Origin of the sequence: Alkalicoccus daliensis, assembly GCF_900103955.1 — a bacterium.
GTDB classification, from domain to species: domain Bacteria; phylum Bacillota; class Bacilli; order Bacillales; family Salisediminibacteriaceae; genus Alkalicoccus; species Alkalicoccus daliensis.
In genome coordinates this window covers 293901-309986 of sequence record NZ_FNIL01000003.1, presented here as the reverse complement: position 1 = coordinate 309986, position 16086 = coordinate 293901, and the positions used below count along the sequence as shown (strand labels likewise).

The window sequence follows — 16086 nt, the reverse complement described above, 5'->3', positions numbered from 1 at the left end:
GATTGGCATGTGTAGAAAGAGGTGGATAAGATGAAGAACAGGGTGTTCAAGTTGTTCATTGCCTCGGTCCTGCTGTTTGCAGCCATGTTTTCTTTTATGCCGACAACCGCAGAAGCTGCCAGTTCTAAATTCATTGTGAAGGGAAATACGTCCAGCAAAGTGGTAGCGCTCACGTTTGACGATGGTGCAGACGGAACGAATATTAACAAAATCCTGAATACGCTCTCGAACCATAATGTAAAAGCTACTTTCTTTCTTACCGGAAAAGGCGTGGAACACCATCCGCAGTCAATTAAAAATATTGCTGCACAGGGCCATGAGATTGGCAACCATTCTTATTCCCACCCGGATTTCACGACGATCAGTGCTTCCAAAATAAAAACAGAGCTGGAGAAAACAGAAGCTATTGTAAAAAGGGTCACCGGTAAAACTACAAAGCCGATTTTCAGAGCTCCTTATGGCGCCACAAACAGCGCAGTGCTGAAAGCAGTAGGGGAAGCAGGCTACACGCATACCCTGCACTGGGATATCGATACGATCGACTGGAGGGGCCTCTCAAAAACGCAGGTTCTGAATAAAGTGGTCAATAATGTCCAGCCAGGATCCATTGTGCTCATGCATACCGGCGCGGGGGCTCCGGGAACACCGGCAGCGCTTCCGGACATGATTAAACAGCTGAAAGCAAAAGGCTATAAATTCGTTACTATTTCAGAAATGCTGAACCTGAAAAAAGATCCTGGAACTGCTCCGGTCTCCGGCACGAAGTATACAGTAAAATCGGGAGATACGCTCTATTCTATTGCGAAAAGACATGGAGTTACTGTCAGTCAGATGGTATCTGCGAACAAGCTGTCCAACGCCAATCTTATCCGTGTGGGACAGGTGCTGACAATTCCAAAAGGAACATCGTCGCCGCCTGCTTCGTCACCACCTTCCTCAAGTAAAGTGACTTATAAAGTGAAAGCAGGAGATACGCTGTATTCGATTGCAAGGAAATACGGCGTGACTGTAAACCAGATGAAAGCAGCAAACAATATCACAAACGTTCATACGCTGCAGATCGGCAAGGTGCTCACCGTGCCGAATCAGACCACGCAGAAAGAATCTGCCACGACGTACAAAGTAAAAGCGGGGGATACCTTATATTCGATTGCAAACAGGCATGGGTCGTCTGTAAAGAAAATTCAGGACAAAAACAATATTTCCGATCCGCGCTTTCTCCAGATCGGAGCAGTGTTAACCATACCCGCATAATAAAACGAAGCATAAGCGGTTTTCTGCTTATGCTTTTTTGTGCCGGAAAATGCGTCACAGCAGGCTCTGACGAGTATTTTTCTGCAAAAAACTATTGCTATTATACAGTGTATATGAAATAATGTTCATAAATGAATTGTCATTAGTTTACATAAGTTGATGGAGGTGCCGCAGATATGGCGAAAGATAAATTAGCCCGGGTCGTAAAAGCAGCAAAAATGTATTATCAGCTGGATTACAGCCAGCAGTCAATTGCAGAAGAACTGAAAATTTCCCGGCCGTCTGTATCCCGGCTTCTCCAGGAAGCAAAAGACCGCGGCATTGTCCAGATCCGTATAATTGATCCGGAGCAGGATGTGCAGGAGCTGGAAGAAACGCTGCAGGAAAAGTTCCAGCTGAAGCGGTGCGTGATTGTTGATTCTCCGGTAAATGATGAACAGGTAATTAAAGAAGAAATCGGCCGCAGTGCCGCAGGATATTTATATTCGATTGTGCAGGACGGGGATATCGTAGGAACCACGTGGGGGACGACAATTTTTGAAGTTGCCAAGCAGATGAAGCAGAAAAGCGTCCACGATGTGAGTGTAACCCAGCTGAATGGCGGCGTCAGCTATTCAGAAACGAATACCCACGCTGCGGAAATTTTAAATTATCTCGGCCGTGCTTTTCATACATCGCCCCACTTTCTGCCGCTTCCGGCGGTGGTGGACCATCTTGTGGTAAAGCAGGCGATTGTGTCTGACCGCCATATACGGCACGTCCTGGAGCTCGGTAAAAAAGCGAATATCGCTTTATTCACGGTAGGGCACCGGCATGAAGAGTCAGCCCTCGTCAAAGCGGACTACTTAACAGAGGAAGATGTAGCGCTTTTGAAGCGCCGCCAGTCGGTCGGGGATATCTGTTCCCGCATGATTGATATCGAAGGCAATATATGCGATGAAGGCATTGATTCACGTACGATCGGCGTCGACTTAAAAGAGCTGCGGGAAAAGGAGCATGCGATTCTCGTTGCAGGAGGACTCAAGAAGGTAGACGCAATTATGGGTGCCCTGCACGGAAAATATGCCAACACACTGATTACAGATCAATATACAGCGAAAGTGTTAATTGAAAAAGTGAAGCAGCAAAATGGCTATTAATTTAATCATATATAAGCGAAACCGCCAGATGTAAAAATCTTGCGGTTTTTTTATGCAAAAACAGCATATTGAAAGAGAAAAAGTGGAATACGTACAAATGGAAATTTACTGCACCAGAGAAAGGAGGTCCCTGCCATGTTTGGATTTGGAGATCTGATCCGCCTGCTGCTGGCGATATTTTTTATTCTGCCTATGGTTACCGTAATTCGGGAAACAGGTTATTATGTAGTGGCGACACTGCTCGGTGCCACGGAGAAAAAGCTGATTATCGGCAGCGGACCGACGGTACTTAAACTGAAAACGATTGAAATCCGCCGGTACTTTTTTATGTACAGCTGGGTGGAATATGATGAAGTGCGGCCGGAAAGCAGGTTCTGGACCCTCCTTTTGTATGCCTCCCCGATTCTCAGCAACATGATTGTCGGGCTGACCGTAAACTTCCTGGTGGGGCAGGGGATTCTTGCAAGCAATATTTTCTGGCAGACGTTTTTATTTTACGTATTTTACTTTGTTTTATTTGATATGCTGCCGGTGTATCTTCCCGACGGCCAGCCAACGAACGGACGCGCCATCTTTGACCTCCTCTGGCATCAGCAGCAGTCCAGTTATGTGAAAAGTTACCAGGACGGAGAAAGCGAGGAGCAGGAAGACGCCGATACGCAGGCGCAGAAAGAAACGATGGAGAACCGCGGCCGCAACAGAGAAGACAGAGAGGAAGAGAAGCGGGCAGGGGGATAAATTTTTCGTAAAAATCTTCTTTTTTTACGTTTAAAATTCATGAACCCTGGATATAAAATCTGTGAAAACATTATTAAAATTTAACAAAGGAGGAATTTCTGATGGCAGACTTACAGCCAAGAAAAAGAAATCGCGAGCTTTTTCCGGATTTCACTTCACCGTTTGGAAGTTTGTTTAACGAAGGATTTTCCGCTCCCTTTGAGAATTTTAATAAGCTTAAGATCGACATCCGCGATGAGGGAGACCGCTACTTTGTAGAAGCGGAGCTGCCAGGATTCAAGAAAGAAGATATTGACGTGGAGTATAAGGAACCGCAGCTGACAATCCGCGCCAAACGGGAACAGAAAGAAGAGTCCGATGGCAAGTCCTATGTGTACCAGGAACGCAGCTATGGTGAATTCGTCCGCACCTTCCAGATGAGGAATGTAAAAGACGAAGACATTGAAGCGATTTTTGAAGATGGCGTCCTGCAGCTGGAAGTGCCGAAGGACGACACCGGCCGGGCAGATGGCCGTAAAATAGATATTCACTAGTGAAGGGAAAAGAGCTCCGCAGCCGGGGCTCTTTTTTTCGTGATGCAGGAAATTATATATTGCTGTTTTTGTGGGTAATTTGCTAATCGATAAAAGAGGAGAGTGTAGTACTTATTTGCTAATAACAGATTATCATCTACTAATGACAGATAAACAGGGAAACTGCGTTCTTAAAATCAGATTCCACCCTTTTAGTAACAGGTACACACACTAATAACAGAATACCCACTGCTAAAAGCAGATAATACGTCATCGTGTACAGATAACTGCTGCTAATGACAGAATACGAGGACCTTATCCCTGCACAAAAGTCGTACTGAATTTTTGCATAACCAGTCTATCGAGTGAAAATACAAAAATAGAACTTTTGTTCTTTAACAGGAAATTATATGCTGCTTTTTATGGATTCCGCTTTTTAAAAAGCTTTGTTACCGGTGTTAATAAGAAAGATACGCCCACGGCTTCTTTTCAAATCAGCATCAGGAAACGATTCGTATTTTTCACTTTATAACTCCCCGGATACTTTAGCGGCAGAGTAAAAAAGTCTGTCCTGTTCAATTCAAGATTCGTGTATTAAACTTTACTAATAGAGCGGGAACGCGACATATGATCTGGTTCATTACGGAAAGAAGAAACCTTGCAGGATCAGAGCTTATAATTGAAATTTCATATTTTCCCTCGTATGTTCATACCTTATTTTTAAAATCGTTATTACTAATCAGTTCATAACCATATTCTTTAAAACCTGCATTTACATGAAATTATAAGTTTCTGTAATTGATATTCACTTACGTTGAAAGCGTTTTAATAGTTTTGGCAGTCTCATAATAAAGATTTTAAAGAAAGAAAGGTGAAAGAATGAACTTGGATGCACAAGGGCCAAAACGAAACAAAAATAAATTTTTATTTTTCAGGCTCAGCCTATTGAAAAAGATCACTTTACTAGTAGTGATGCTTGTAACTCTGCTAATCCTTTCTCTGGGTTTTTATTTTAATCAGCAGTACTCAAATCAGGTTTGGGATCACACCGGCCAGCAGGCCCTGAGCGCTGCACTAAGCGTCGCTTCCATACCTGCACTTAGAGATGCGTTCGAAGACGAAAACCCGGCCGAAACAATTCAACCACTGGCAGATGGGATTCGCAAAGAGATTGGAGCAGAATTTATAGTGGTAGGAAATAGAGATGAAATACGATATTCCCATCCGCTTCCGGACCGTTTAGGGAAACCTATGGTGGGAGAGGATAATGACAGGGCTCTGATTCATGGAGAATCATATGTTTCCACAGCAGTAGGCTCCCTGGGTCCTTCCATCCGCGGGAAAACACCAGTGTTCAGCGAAAATGGAGAAATTATCGGCGTAGTCTCTGTAGGATTTTTAGAAGAAGATGTGGAACTTAGTGTAGCAGAGTTTTTATCCGATACCTGGGTAATTACTGCTTCTATTTTAGGCATAGGAGTAATAGGAGCCTTTTTAATTTCCGTGCATGTGAAACGATCGATCCATGGGCTGGAACCGGAAGAAATTGGTCATTTGTTTGATACAAACCAGGCTGTTCTTCAGTCGATTCATGAAGGAATGATTGCTATCGACAAGGATGGAAACATTACGATGATAAACCAGACAGCAAGAAGTTATCTGACTTCGGAAAAGGAAGAAGATTATCAATATACAGGAAAGCTGCTCTTGGACGTGCTTCCGCAATCAGGCCTACTGGAAGTAATAAAGACGGGAAAGCCTGATTTTAACAGCGAGCTTTGGATTGGCGATGAACTTTACATAGTTAACAGAGTGCCTATTTTCAGTAATGGAGATATAAACGGGGCTGTTTCCACTTTTAGAAATCGCACAGAAATTCGTGAACTGTCAAAGGAACTGTCAAAAGTGCAGCAGTATACAGAAGGGCTCCGTGCGCAGACACATGAGTTTTCAAACAAACTTTCAACTATTTCAGGTCTTCTGCAGCTGGATAAAGTGGAAGAGGTAGTGGAGTTCATTGATCAGGAAACGAAGAACCAGCAGGATTGGGTGCGATTTTTAGTAGAGAATGTTTCTGATACGATGGTAAGCGGGGTGCTGCTCGGAAAACTTAACCGGGCCAGTGAATTAGGAGTATATATGTCTATCGACAAGTTCAGCCAGTTAACGGTAGAGTTGAATAAACGGCAGCAAGAAAATATAGTAACCATTTTAGGAAATATTATAGAAAATGGCGTGGAAGCGGCGAGCCTACATCAATCAGGCATTCCTTCAGTTTCTATTTCATTTACAGACATCGGCAGGGAGATTGTTTTTGAAGTGGAAGATAATGGGCCTGGAATTGATGAAAAAATCATGCAAAAGGTTTTCGAGCGCGGATATTCAACGAAGTCCTCATCCAAGCATCGTGGAGTAGGATTAGCTTTAGTGATGGAAGCTGTACAAAATTTAAACGGTGATATTTTTATTGAAGAAACAAGCAGCAAGGGGACGCGTTTCGTTATTATCCTCCCTAAAGACGAATCTGAATAAAAACCTTAAACGAAAGGAAAGTGCAGCCATGTATCAAGTGCTTATTGTAGAAGATGATTTTCATATAGCCGAAATTAACAAAGCTTTTGTCTCGGAAATGCCCGGCTTTGAACCAGTGCACATAGCGAAAAGTGGAGAGGAAGCAAAATCTTTTATTGCATCTTCCACGCTGCCGGATATAATTTTACTTGATATTTATATACCGGACGTGACAGGGCTGGAGCTGCTTTGGTTTTTCAGAAAAAATTATCCTTCCATACAGATTATTATGATAACCGCAGCAAAAGAAACATCCACTATCCAGGAAGCATTACGCGCAGGTATTTTCGACTACATAATGAAACCTGTTAAAAAAGAAAGAGTGCACAGCATGCTTCATCGATTTCACAGAGAAAGACAGGCACTGTCTCAGAAAGAAAGTATTTCTCAAAAAGAATTAGACGAGTTACGCAGCGGTGAAGCCGCGCCTGCTCCTTCCAAAGTATTTAAAGAGCTTCCCAAAGGAATAGACCCGATCACGCTGGAAAAGGTGCACCAATGTTTAAAAGAGCATCTTTCAGAGGGGGTGACGGCTGTGTCCTGTGCAGACAGTACAGGAACAAGCCGTTCTACTGCCCGTCGATATTTGGAATTTGCTGTTACAGCAGGGGAAGCAAAAGCGGAATTAATTTATGGCGAAGTAGGCCGGCCGGAAAGAAGATATTTTTTCCAATAATTTTTTGTTTTGTCGTGAACAATATGAACAATATACAAATTATGCAGACAATATTTATTCCTCTCTGAATTATCTATTATGATGTGAAGACGAAAACATCAAAAGATAAATTCAGGGAGGTTTTTTTATGAATCAAAAATGTAAGCGCTTTACAAGGACAGCAGGAATTTCAGCAGCTACTTTACTTATGCTTTCTGCATGTGGAGATCCGCCGGAAGAACCGAATAACAGCAATGAGACAGAGGCAACTGCCGGAAACACAGAAGAGAACACGAATGAGGAAAGCGAAAACATGGAGAATAATGGGAATGAAGAAAATGGAGAGAATAACGATTCTCAGGCAGCTGGTGAGTGGGAACCGGAAAATGATGTAGAGTATATTGCTCCAGCAGATGCAGGGGGCGGATGGGATACACTTATTCGAACGACTGCGCGGGTCATCGATGAAGAAGAACTGGCTCCTGTTAATTTCGCTCCTCAAAACATTCCAGGAAGCGGGGGCGCTATCGGATGGGCGGAAGTAGCTTCACATGATGGGGAAGCACAGCCGTTATTCGCTGCGAGTCCTCCTATTATATTGGTTCCTTTAACAGAAACATCTGAATATGATCATACAGATTTTACACCAGTGGCGAATTTAATTACTGATTATTCCATCGTGCTTGTGCAGCCTGATTCTGAATTTGAATCCATTAACGATGTATTTGAAGCAATTGAAGAGGATCCAGGTTCTATCTCTATCGGTGGCGGGTCAGCTGCCGGCAGCATGGACCACATTTCCATCGCCGGGGCTGCAGCAGAATATGGATTAGATGCCAGTGGAGTTAACTATGTTCCGTTCTCCGGCGGCGGAGAAGCTATGACAAACCTTCTCGGGGGACATGTGGATGTAGTAGTTACAGGAGTTGGTGAATCTACGGGACAAGTCGATTCAGGAGAGCTCCGGCCAATCGCTTATTCTTCGGAAGAGCCAATTGAGTCTCTGGAAGAAGCAGGCGGACAGACCTTTATTGATCAGGGCATTGACTATACGTTTGATATTTGGAGAGGAATAATGGGGCCGCCGAACATGCCGGAAGAAGCAGTAGCATACTATGAAGAAATGTATGCAGAAATGCTTGAAACAGAATCCTGGCAGGAACAGACAGAGGAATTAGGATGGATTGATAACTATCAGTCAAGTGAAGAATTTGAAGAATTCCTGGATGATCAGTTTGATCTTTTTGAAAATGTACTATCCGAAGTGGGATTGATTGATTAATTTAAGCAGAAAAATGAAAGAAAAGGATGCTTGAATATTTCTTTCAGCGATCCTTTTCTTTCGTTAATACATATAGGAGGTGAACCAGGTGAACCACGTATCAAAGCTGAAGCCAAATCAAACAATCTCTATCATATTATTTTTATTTTCCTGCTTTTATTTATTTCTTGCTTTTCAAATACCTGATTATGCTCTTCCCCGTCCCGTTGATTCGGACTTATTTCCTAAAATATTAGGAAGCTTCATGATGCTCTTATCTATTGGGCTTTTCTTCGAAAAAGATGCAGCAAATGAAAAAGAAGAAAGCGAGCAGGAAAAAGAAGAAAAAAGTCTTCCTTTCTGGGCTCGTTCCAATACACAGATTGTAGTAACTGCTATAGCTATCGGCGCTTATATTTTTCTGTTGGAGAGAGCAGGTTTCGTATTAACTACGTTCATTTTTATCTTTGGAATGACTCGTTTTTACGGTTATAAACATTATGTATCTAATTTAATTGTAGCTTTATTTGTCAGTATTGGTTTTTATGTGCTGCTTACAAGGGGACTTGGGGTTTATCTGCCTCCTGGTCTGCTCCCAGCTTAGAGAAGAGGTGATGCAACGATGAATGCTTGGGAAAATTTATTATATGGATTTGAAGTGGCGCTTCAGCCGGAAGCTCTTATGTTCGTGTTTATTGGAGTGTTGGCAGGAACCGTGATTGGGATGCTTCCGGGACTCGGGCCCATCAGTGCATTAGCGTTGATGATCCCCGTAACCTATGGAATGGATCCTGCAATAGGGATCATTTTAATGGCAGGGGTTTATTATGGAGCAATTTTTGGAGGCTCCACCTCTTCTATTCTGTTAAACGCTCCAGGGGTAGCGGGGACAGTGGCCACTTCTTTTGATGGCTACCCATTATCAAAGCAAGGAAAGGCCGGAAAAGCGCTGGCAATTGCTGCATATGCTTCCTTTATCGGCGGAACTGTCAGTGTCATAGGCTTAATGTTAATTGCTCCTCTGCTTGGGCGCGTAGCAGTTACTTTTGGGCCTGCAGAGTATTTTGCTCTGATGGTATTCGGTTTAACAGCCGTCGTCAGCTTATCTGAAAAATCTCTTATCAAAGGTTTGATTGCGGCCGTTTTTGGCGTGATGGTTTCTTTAATGGGAATGGATCTGCAGACAGGTACGGCAAGGTATACATTTGGAAACATCAACCTGCTGGACGGGGTAGATTTCCTGATAGTGGCTTTGGGAATCTTTGCCCTGGGAGAAGTATTTGTTCTCCTTAAGAACAGAACAGGTGCTTCTAAACAAAATCCGCTGGGATCGCTTAAACTTACACGCCAGGAAGTAAGAGCCATTGCACCGCCGATCGGCCGGAGTTCTGTCTTGGGCTTTTTTACAGGCGTGCTGCCAGGGGCGGGCGCAACCATTGGATCTTTTCTTGGATACTCTATGGAGAAAAGAATCGCGAAAGACGGAGACACTTTTGGAAAAGGAAATATCAAAGGAGTGGCAGCTCCGGAAGCTGCAAACAACGCAGCGAGTGGCGGTTCCTTCGTGCCGCTGCTGACTCTGGGGGTGCCGGGATCAGGTACTACCGCTGTTCTGCTGGGCGCACTGCTGGTGATGGGGGTTACCCCGGGACCATTAATGCTCGAAGACAGACCTGATGTATTCTGGGGCGTAGTAGCGAGTATGTATATCGGCAATATTATTTTATTGCTTTTAAATCTCCCTCTTATTCCGCTCATATCAAAAATTCTTAATACACCGCGGGCCATGCTGTTATCCCTTATCGTTGTTTTCTGTATGATTGGGGTATATGGATTGAGTTTTAATCCATTTGATTTGATGCTTGTACTGATATTTGGTTTAATTGGTTTTGCAATGAGAATGTACGGGTTTCCAGCCGCTCCGCTTATTTTAGCAATGATTCTCGGAGCGATTATGGAGGAAAATATGAGGCGTTCTCTGCAGATTTCCCAGGGGGACTGGATGATCTTTATTGATAAGCCGATTTCTTTCACTCTGTTAATATTAGCAGCTGTTTCTTTACTGCTTCCTTTATTCATCAGATTGATAAAGTGGGTAAAGAAAAAATAGCGCTGTGAGCAGAAAATCTTTTAAAACGTAACGAAACGGATTTCACTTAAAGAACGGAGTCGATACATATGATCCGGGCTTTCACCGTATTGATCTTCGGGCTGACTGCAGGGTTTATGTTTGATTATATAAATATACCGGCGGGATGGCTGCTCGGCGCGCTATTGTTTGGTATTTTGTACGGGCTCTCCCGGTCGGACGTAACGTATGACGGAGTACCCTTCAAGCTTGCCTTAACGCTCGTCGGGGCGAATATCGGCATCTTAATGGAACGGGAGCTGTTCGGTGTCCTGGGCACTTATTTTGTTCCGTTATTTATCAGCCTTCTGCTGACGTTTGCAGGCAGCTTTTGTCTCGGCTGGCTCCTGTTTAAGAGGGCGCCGATGCTTGATAAACGCACGGCATTGTTCTGCTGCATTCCCGGCGGAGCTTCAGAGATTATCAGCGTGAGCGGAGACTACGGTGCCGACAGCCGGATTGTAGCCGCTTTTCATACCGCGAGAATCACCTTTTTTGTACTGCTCATTCCTTTAATTGCCGGAGTATGGTCTCCCGGAGACACATTTGAGCTGCCGGAGGAAAGCAGCATATTTACCGTCGAGCATTTTGTGATTTTTGTTCTGGTCATTGCAGCTGCCTCTTTTTTAAACAGCAGATGGAAGATTCCGGCCGGGGCACTTTTATATGCGATCCTGCTCGGATTCTTTCTCGGGGAATTTGTATTTGATATCGAGGAAGTGCCGAGCTATATAGGAGGAATCGGCCAGGCGCTGATCGGGGTCATGGTAGGCGTCCGTTTTGACCGGAAAACCTTTTTGCGGTTAAAGCAGGTTGGTTTTATCAGCGCACGTATTATTTTTCTGTTTCTGGTGCTCGGGTTTCTGCTGGCGTATGTGTTTCACGTGCTTTCCGGCGCCTCCTATGTGGTCAGCCTGCTGAGTATCGTGCCTGCAGGAGCGGCCGAGATGTCTGCGACTGCGTTTGCACTAGGACTGGCACCGACCCTGGTCGCAAGCCTGCAGATTTTAAGAGTGATTGCTATTTTCCTGTCACTGCCTTTCATCATTAAAATGATTGAAAAAAGTGATTAGCTTTTCTGTGCAGAAAGGCAAAGCTGCTTCTTTTAATAATTTTTTACCGCAAAATACTCTCCGAGCAGATCCTGCAGGTAATGCAGCGGTGTCGTTTCCACCTGGCGGAATTCTTTTTCAATGTACAGGTGGACGGCATTTGGAAGCTCGTGCATTAATTGTCTGCGCAGTTTTATGCCGGCATCATCCTCGTCGACAAGAATGAACACATCCAGATCCTCCACCGGATAAATAAACCGCTCCAGCTTTTCCACACTGAGCGTCCCGTGTGTGCAGATGATTTCCACCGGTTCATCGAGCACCTGCCGCATGCGGGCACGGTCATTTTTCCCTTCTACGATGATCACTTTTTCTATCATATGATTTCCCTCCTGTCATTTATCTGCCTTTTCCAAAGAAAAAGTAAACTATTATCTGCTGAAAATCAGGTTAATAAACCATTTTTTCTGCTTGAAATGTGTTTTTAACTTCGCTGTAACAATCAGGGGCAAAGAATCCTGCAAAGAATCTTGCAGAAGCTGCGAAAGTGCCTGCTGTGAGTGTACTGCAGCATTTTGTCATGCCTGCCATTCACGGGAGAGAACTTTACGCAAAAAATTCGGTGTGTCCCAAAGAATTCCAGGATTTTCGCATCCTTTCTGGCCAGAAAAGAAAAGAGAATCGGCCGGATACTAAATTCCCCCGGCAGCTGCGTCTCCTGTAATACAGGCTTTGCAGTTTTTTGAGATGGCAGGAGAAGTGAAAATTCCTAAACATAGTTCACTTGATTTATAGAAAATAAGTGAATGTTACAGAAGTTTTTCAATATGTAAGAACACACCGCATATTATCGAAAGCAGTTTGACATGGATTCTTCACCTGTGACAGACTGTGCGTTGGAATGAAGAACAGGTCACAGCGAACGCGGCTCAGTATTTAAGAAAAGCCCGCCGTTCAGATGTTCTTCAAATATTTTTCAGCTAGGAGTGTTTCACATTATGAAAAAATTACTAACGGGAGTTACTGCATTAACGATCGGTGCTTCTATGTTATTTGCTACAAGTGTTTCAGCGCATACGGTAAAGAGCGGAGATACAATGTATAATATTGCAAGCCAGAACAATATGTCACTCGATGAGCTTGTCGCACTTAACCCACAGATAAATGATCCTGCAGTGATCAGCATCGGCGAGCAGATCAATACGGATGGTAACAGCGGAAGCAGCGAAAGCAGCAGTAATGAAACTGATACTTCCTCAGAAAGCAGCAGCGCTGCAGATACTTCTTCCAGCGTGGACATCACTGCTTCTGAACAGGCAATGCTTGAACGCCTTGTTACTGCAGAAGCACAGGGAGAGCCTTACAGCGGAAAAGTAGCAGTGGCAGAAGTTGTACTGAACCGCGTGGAAGCAGGAGAGTTTCCTAACTCTGTCAGCGCTGTGATTCATCAGCCGGGACAGTTCGATCCTGTCAGAAACGGTTCCATCAATAATGCAGCAACAAGTCAATCTGCACAGGCAGTAGAAGAAGCACTTGGCGGAAGTTCCTATGCAGGAAATGCCCTGTTCTTCTACAATCCACACATCGCAACAAACAGATGGCTCGATACGCTTGCGACAGAAACAGTGATCGGCCAGCACACATTTAAACAGTAATATGTCAGAGAAGAGAGGAGTTTTTCCTCTCTTTTTCTCATTACATAAGGAATGTTTCGACAGTCTGTAAAAAGCGGGGAGCTGTTCCTCTTTTGCAGGCTGTTTTTTTGATGAAAAATACAATGATGAACGATATGGCAGGGGCAGCAGGAGGGAGTGCAGGGTGTAAAAAGCGCCTGCTGCGGAAACAAAAAGAGAACCGATAACGAATGTCGTCATCAGTCCTCTCGTAATTCCAGCTATGCTGTCAGCTGTTTGTACTTTGCTGCAATCGTGCTTGGGGATACGCCGTACTTTTTCGCGAGTCCGCGCTGGGAGCGGGGCTCTTCGTGAGAAAGCGTCTGGCCTGCCCAGTATTCGAGTGTTGCAGCGAACGCTTCGGTTTTCGTAATCCGCGGTTCGTTTGCAGCAAGGAATTTTCTCAGCACTACTGCCGCTGCCGCGTGGGAATTTTTCGAATCAAGATCCAGTTTTTCCAGAATCTCCTCGTATTCCTTTTCCTGCTTGAGTGCAGCGCCATGCTCGATTAAGACGGCAAGCAGCTGCAGCACCTGGTCAAAGTGCTTCGTGAAATGCTTCTGCTTTTTCACGGAAGCTGTTTTGCACGCTTTCTGGAACGCTTCCCCAAGCTTCGGAGGAAGCTCAATCGCGTCACTGCCGAGCGCAGGTCCGTCCGGGGTATGATATAAGTAGCCGATCACATACTGCTCCGCGCCGATCGTATCTGCGACCGGGGTCTTCTGGATCGTCTGCGATTTTTCCGACCACATATCCTTTAAAGCAAGGTAGTCACTGTCGGAATGCACGACGTAAAATAAGCGCGGTTCAATCCCTTTCCAGTTATCAAGAAACTCTGCGAAATTCTTTGTGTAATTATCACGGTGTTCCTCCAGATAGTCATCCAGAATCGCCTGCTTCTCTCCGCCTTTCCAGTTGAACAGCATCCAGTGGAACAGAAGCTGGGAAAATGCCCGGGCGTCCGGGACGGAAAGGGTCTCAAACGATGCTATTTTTGCCTCATAGGCGGGTTTTAAAACTTCATCATATTGTTTGCTGTAGTCAAAGATCCTTGGGAGCAGCTCGTTAAATGCGCGAAGCTCTGCCTGATCAAAGCGGGATTTTGTTTCCAGCTTTTTCAGACAGCACTTTTTATATTTTTTGCCGCTGCCGCAGGGACACGGATCATTCCGTTTTAATGCTGCCATGTTTTCCACCTCTTTAAAATTGCTCGTACCACGTTAATCATACCAGTTCGCATCGTATTTTCCCACTACAGAATATGGTACAATCAACAAAGCCAGAGAGGAAAGGATAGACGTATATGAGTAAACAGATACCCGTACAGAAAAATGAAGAAATCCACGTGACATTTGAGGATTTAACCCACGATGGGGCAGGGGTTGCCAAGGTGGACGGCTACCCGATTTTCGTGAAGCAGGCGCTCCCAGGCGAAACTGCCGCAATTAAAGTCATTAACACAAAGAAAAACTTCGGCTTCGGCCGGCTCGTTCATATAGAGAAAGAAAGCACCGAACGCACGAATCCGCCCTGCCCGGTATTTAACCGCTGCGGCGGCTGCCAGCTCCAGCACCTGAGCTACGAAGGCCAGCTTGCGCACAAGCAGAAGCTCGTAAAAGAAACACTCGCAAGAATCGGCGGGCTCACAGACATTCCCGTACACAAAACGCTCGGGATGGAAGACCCGTGGCGCTACCGCAACAAATCCCAGATTCCTTTCGGAGAGCGGAATGGCAAAATCGAAGCCGGCTTTTACGCAGAGCGGAGCCATGAGATTGTCGATACCGATGTGTGCCTGATCCAGGGGCAGGATGCAGACAAGGCAATGAACCTCGTGAAGAAGCTTGCGGAAGACTACGGGATCCGCGCTTATGACGACAAAACGCATAAAGGACAGCTGCGCCACGTCGTCATCCGCCATGCAAAAACAACCGATCAGCTGATGATCGTGCTGATAACGAAAAATGATTCGATTCCCAACAAAAAACACCTCATCCGCGAGCTCAGAGAAGCATTTCCGAACCTTGCTTCGCTTGCACACAACGTGAACCCGAAGCGTACGAACGTGATCTTTGGAGATAAAACAACCACGCTCTGGGGAGAAGACGTAATCTACGATGAGATCGATAACATCCGCTTTGCGATTTCGCCGAGGTCGTTCTACCAGGTAAACCCGGCCCAGACGAAAGTTCTGTACAGCAAAGCACTCGAGTACGCCCAGCTGACCGGCAAAGAAAACGTGATTGACGCCTACTGTGGAATCGGTACGATCAGTCTGTTTCTTGCGAAACAGGCAAAGCAGGTGTACGGCGTAGAGGTGGTACCGGAAGCAGTTACGGACGCCAAGGAAAACGCAAAGCTGAATCATCTCGACAATGCAGAGTTTTTCGTCGGAGAAGCAGAAAATGTGATGCCATGGTGGAAAGCGCAGGGGATTGAAGCAGACGTGATTGTAGTAGACCCGCCGAGAAAAGGCTGTGACGAGTCGCTGCTCAATACGATGGTGGAAATGCAGCCGGAGCGGATTGTGTATGTATCGTGCAACCCGGCAACACTGGCAAGGGACTTGAAGATCTTAGGTGAAAAAGGGTATGCAACGAAGGAAGTGCAGCCGGTGGATATGTTTCCTCAGACGACGCATGTGGAATGTGTGGTGCGGCTGGAGAAAGTATACTAACCCCAAAATTGTAATCCATTAAACTTAATAATAACTTACGAAATTGACCAAAACGAGAATAGAAAATTGCTAATAGTATGTAACTATTCTTGCTATATTCTTCTTATTTTCCTCTAACAAGGTATAAGGACTGGTCAGCCGTAAGTTATTATTTTTTGTATTATTAGACGATTTATCAATCTTATTAATTATCTTAAGAATCACAAATTTTCTTAAAAATAATGCAACTTCAGTTACATTAATACTATATATCTTTATAAGATATCATTAATTTACCATGGTGAATTTTTACAGCTTTCAAACTATTTACTAAAGGTATTATTCTTATATTGAAGGACAAATTTCTCTATTTTATCGCTGGCCTTGTGAAAATCCTGTTTAAATTCGTGTTTTCAAAGCCTTAATTAATGCTAGTCTTCTTTAATA

14 protein-coding genes are annotated in these 16086 nt (G+C 44.5%); 12 read left to right on the top strand and 2 right to left on the bottom strand.

The features are described from left to right. Positions 1 to 30 precede the first annotated feature (30 nt). The 10 genes from BLP92_RS07980 to BLP92_RS07935 all read left to right on the top strand — a co-directional run bounded on the left by BLP92_RS07980 (position 31) and on the right by BLP92_RS07935 (position 11331). The gene (locus BLP92_RS07980) at positions 31 to 1254 is read left to right on the top strand and encodes a LysM peptidoglycan-binding domain-containing protein (protein ID WP_090842327.1); all 1224 of its coding nucleotides are present in this window, start codon (positions 31 to 33) and stop codon (positions 1252 to 1254) included. Between the two features lie 176 nt (positions 1255 to 1430). Further along, complete coding sequence (locus BLP92_RS07975; protein WP_090842325.1) at positions 1431 to 2393, top strand: sugar-binding transcriptional regulator; 963 nt, start codon at positions 1431 to 1433, stop codon at positions 2391 to 2393. Between the two features lie 135 nt (positions 2394 to 2528). Next, positions 2529 to 3131: a hypothetical protein gene (locus tag BLP92_RS07970; RefSeq protein WP_090842323.1), complete on the top strand. Its 603-nt coding sequence runs from the start codon at positions 2529 to 2531 to the stop codon at positions 3129 to 3131. A gap of 101 nt (positions 3132 to 3232) precedes the next feature. Next, the gene (locus tag BLP92_RS07965) at positions 3233 to 3664 is read left to right on the top strand and encodes an Hsp20/alpha crystallin family protein (protein ID WP_090842321.1); all 432 of its coding nucleotides are present in this window, start codon (positions 3233 to 3235) and stop codon (positions 3662 to 3664) included. A gap of 858 nt (positions 3665 to 4522) precedes the next feature. Further along, positions 4523 to 6175: an ATP-binding protein gene (locus BLP92_RS07960; RefSeq protein ID WP_090842319.1), complete on the top strand. Its 1653-nt coding sequence runs from the start codon at positions 4523 to 4525 to the stop codon at positions 6173 to 6175. A gap of 28 nt (positions 6176 to 6203) precedes the next feature. Then, positions 6204 to 6890: a response regulator gene (locus BLP92_RS07955; protein ID WP_090842317.1), complete on the top strand. Its 687-nt coding sequence runs from the start codon at positions 6204 to 6206 to the stop codon at positions 6888 to 6890. A gap of 127 nt (positions 6891 to 7017) precedes the next feature. Further along, positions 7018 to 8151: a tripartite tricarboxylate transporter substrate binding protein gene (locus BLP92_RS07950; protein WP_090842315.1), complete on the top strand. Its 1134-nt coding sequence runs from the start codon at positions 7018 to 7020 to the stop codon at positions 8149 to 8151. An 88-nt stretch (positions 8152 to 8239) separates the two neighbouring features. Further along, the gene (locus BLP92_RS07945; protein WP_175444218.1) at positions 8240 to 8734 is read left to right on the top strand and encodes a tripartite tricarboxylate transporter TctB family protein; all 495 of its coding nucleotides are present in this window, start codon (positions 8240 to 8242) and stop codon (positions 8732 to 8734) included. 18 nt (positions 8735 to 8752) lie between these two features. Further along, complete coding sequence (locus BLP92_RS07940) at positions 8753 to 10240, top strand: tripartite tricarboxylate transporter permease (RefSeq protein ID WP_090842311.1); 1488 nt, start codon at positions 8753 to 8755, stop codon at positions 10238 to 10240. 68 nt (positions 10241 to 10308) lie between these two features. After that, positions 10309 to 11331 carry an AbrB family transcriptional regulator gene (locus BLP92_RS07935; protein ID WP_090842310.1) on the top strand — a complete coding sequence of 341 codons (1023 nt, stop codon included), beginning with the start codon at positions 10309 to 10311 and terminating at the stop codon, positions 11329 to 11331. A gap of 32 nt (positions 11332 to 11363) precedes the next feature. Here BLP92_RS07935 and BLP92_RS07930 read toward each other — a convergent pair whose 3' ends face one another. Continuing rightward, complete coding sequence (locus BLP92_RS07930) at positions 11364 to 11690, bottom strand: toprim domain-containing protein (RefSeq protein WP_090842308.1); 327 nt, start codon at positions 11688 to 11690, stop codon at positions 11364 to 11366. 618 nt (positions 11691 to 12308) lie between these two features. On the opposite strand from BLP92_RS07930, the gene BLP92_RS07925 reads away from it, so the two are divergent. Next, a complete protein-coding gene (locus BLP92_RS07925; protein WP_090842306.1) occupies positions 12309 to 12965 on the top strand; it encodes a cell wall hydrolase in 657 nt (218 codons plus the stop codon). A gap of 239 nt (positions 12966 to 13204) precedes the next feature. Here BLP92_RS07925 and BLP92_RS07920 read toward each other — a convergent pair whose 3' ends face one another. Next, positions 13205 to 14170: an SEC-C domain-containing protein gene (locus BLP92_RS07920; protein WP_090842304.1), complete on the bottom strand. Its 966-nt coding sequence runs from the start codon at positions 14168 to 14170 to the stop codon at positions 13205 to 13207. Positions 14171 to 14286: 116 nt separating this feature from the next. Here BLP92_RS07920 and rlmD point away from each other — a divergent pair, with 116 nt between their 5' ends. Beyond that, the gene (rlmD, locus tag BLP92_RS07915; RefSeq protein WP_090842302.1) at positions 14287 to 15660 is read left to right on the top strand and encodes a 23S rRNA (uracil(1939)-C(5))-methyltransferase RlmD; all 1374 of its coding nucleotides are present in this window, start codon (positions 14287 to 14289) and stop codon (positions 15658 to 15660) included. The last annotated feature ends 426 nt before the right edge of the window (positions 15661 to 16086 follow it).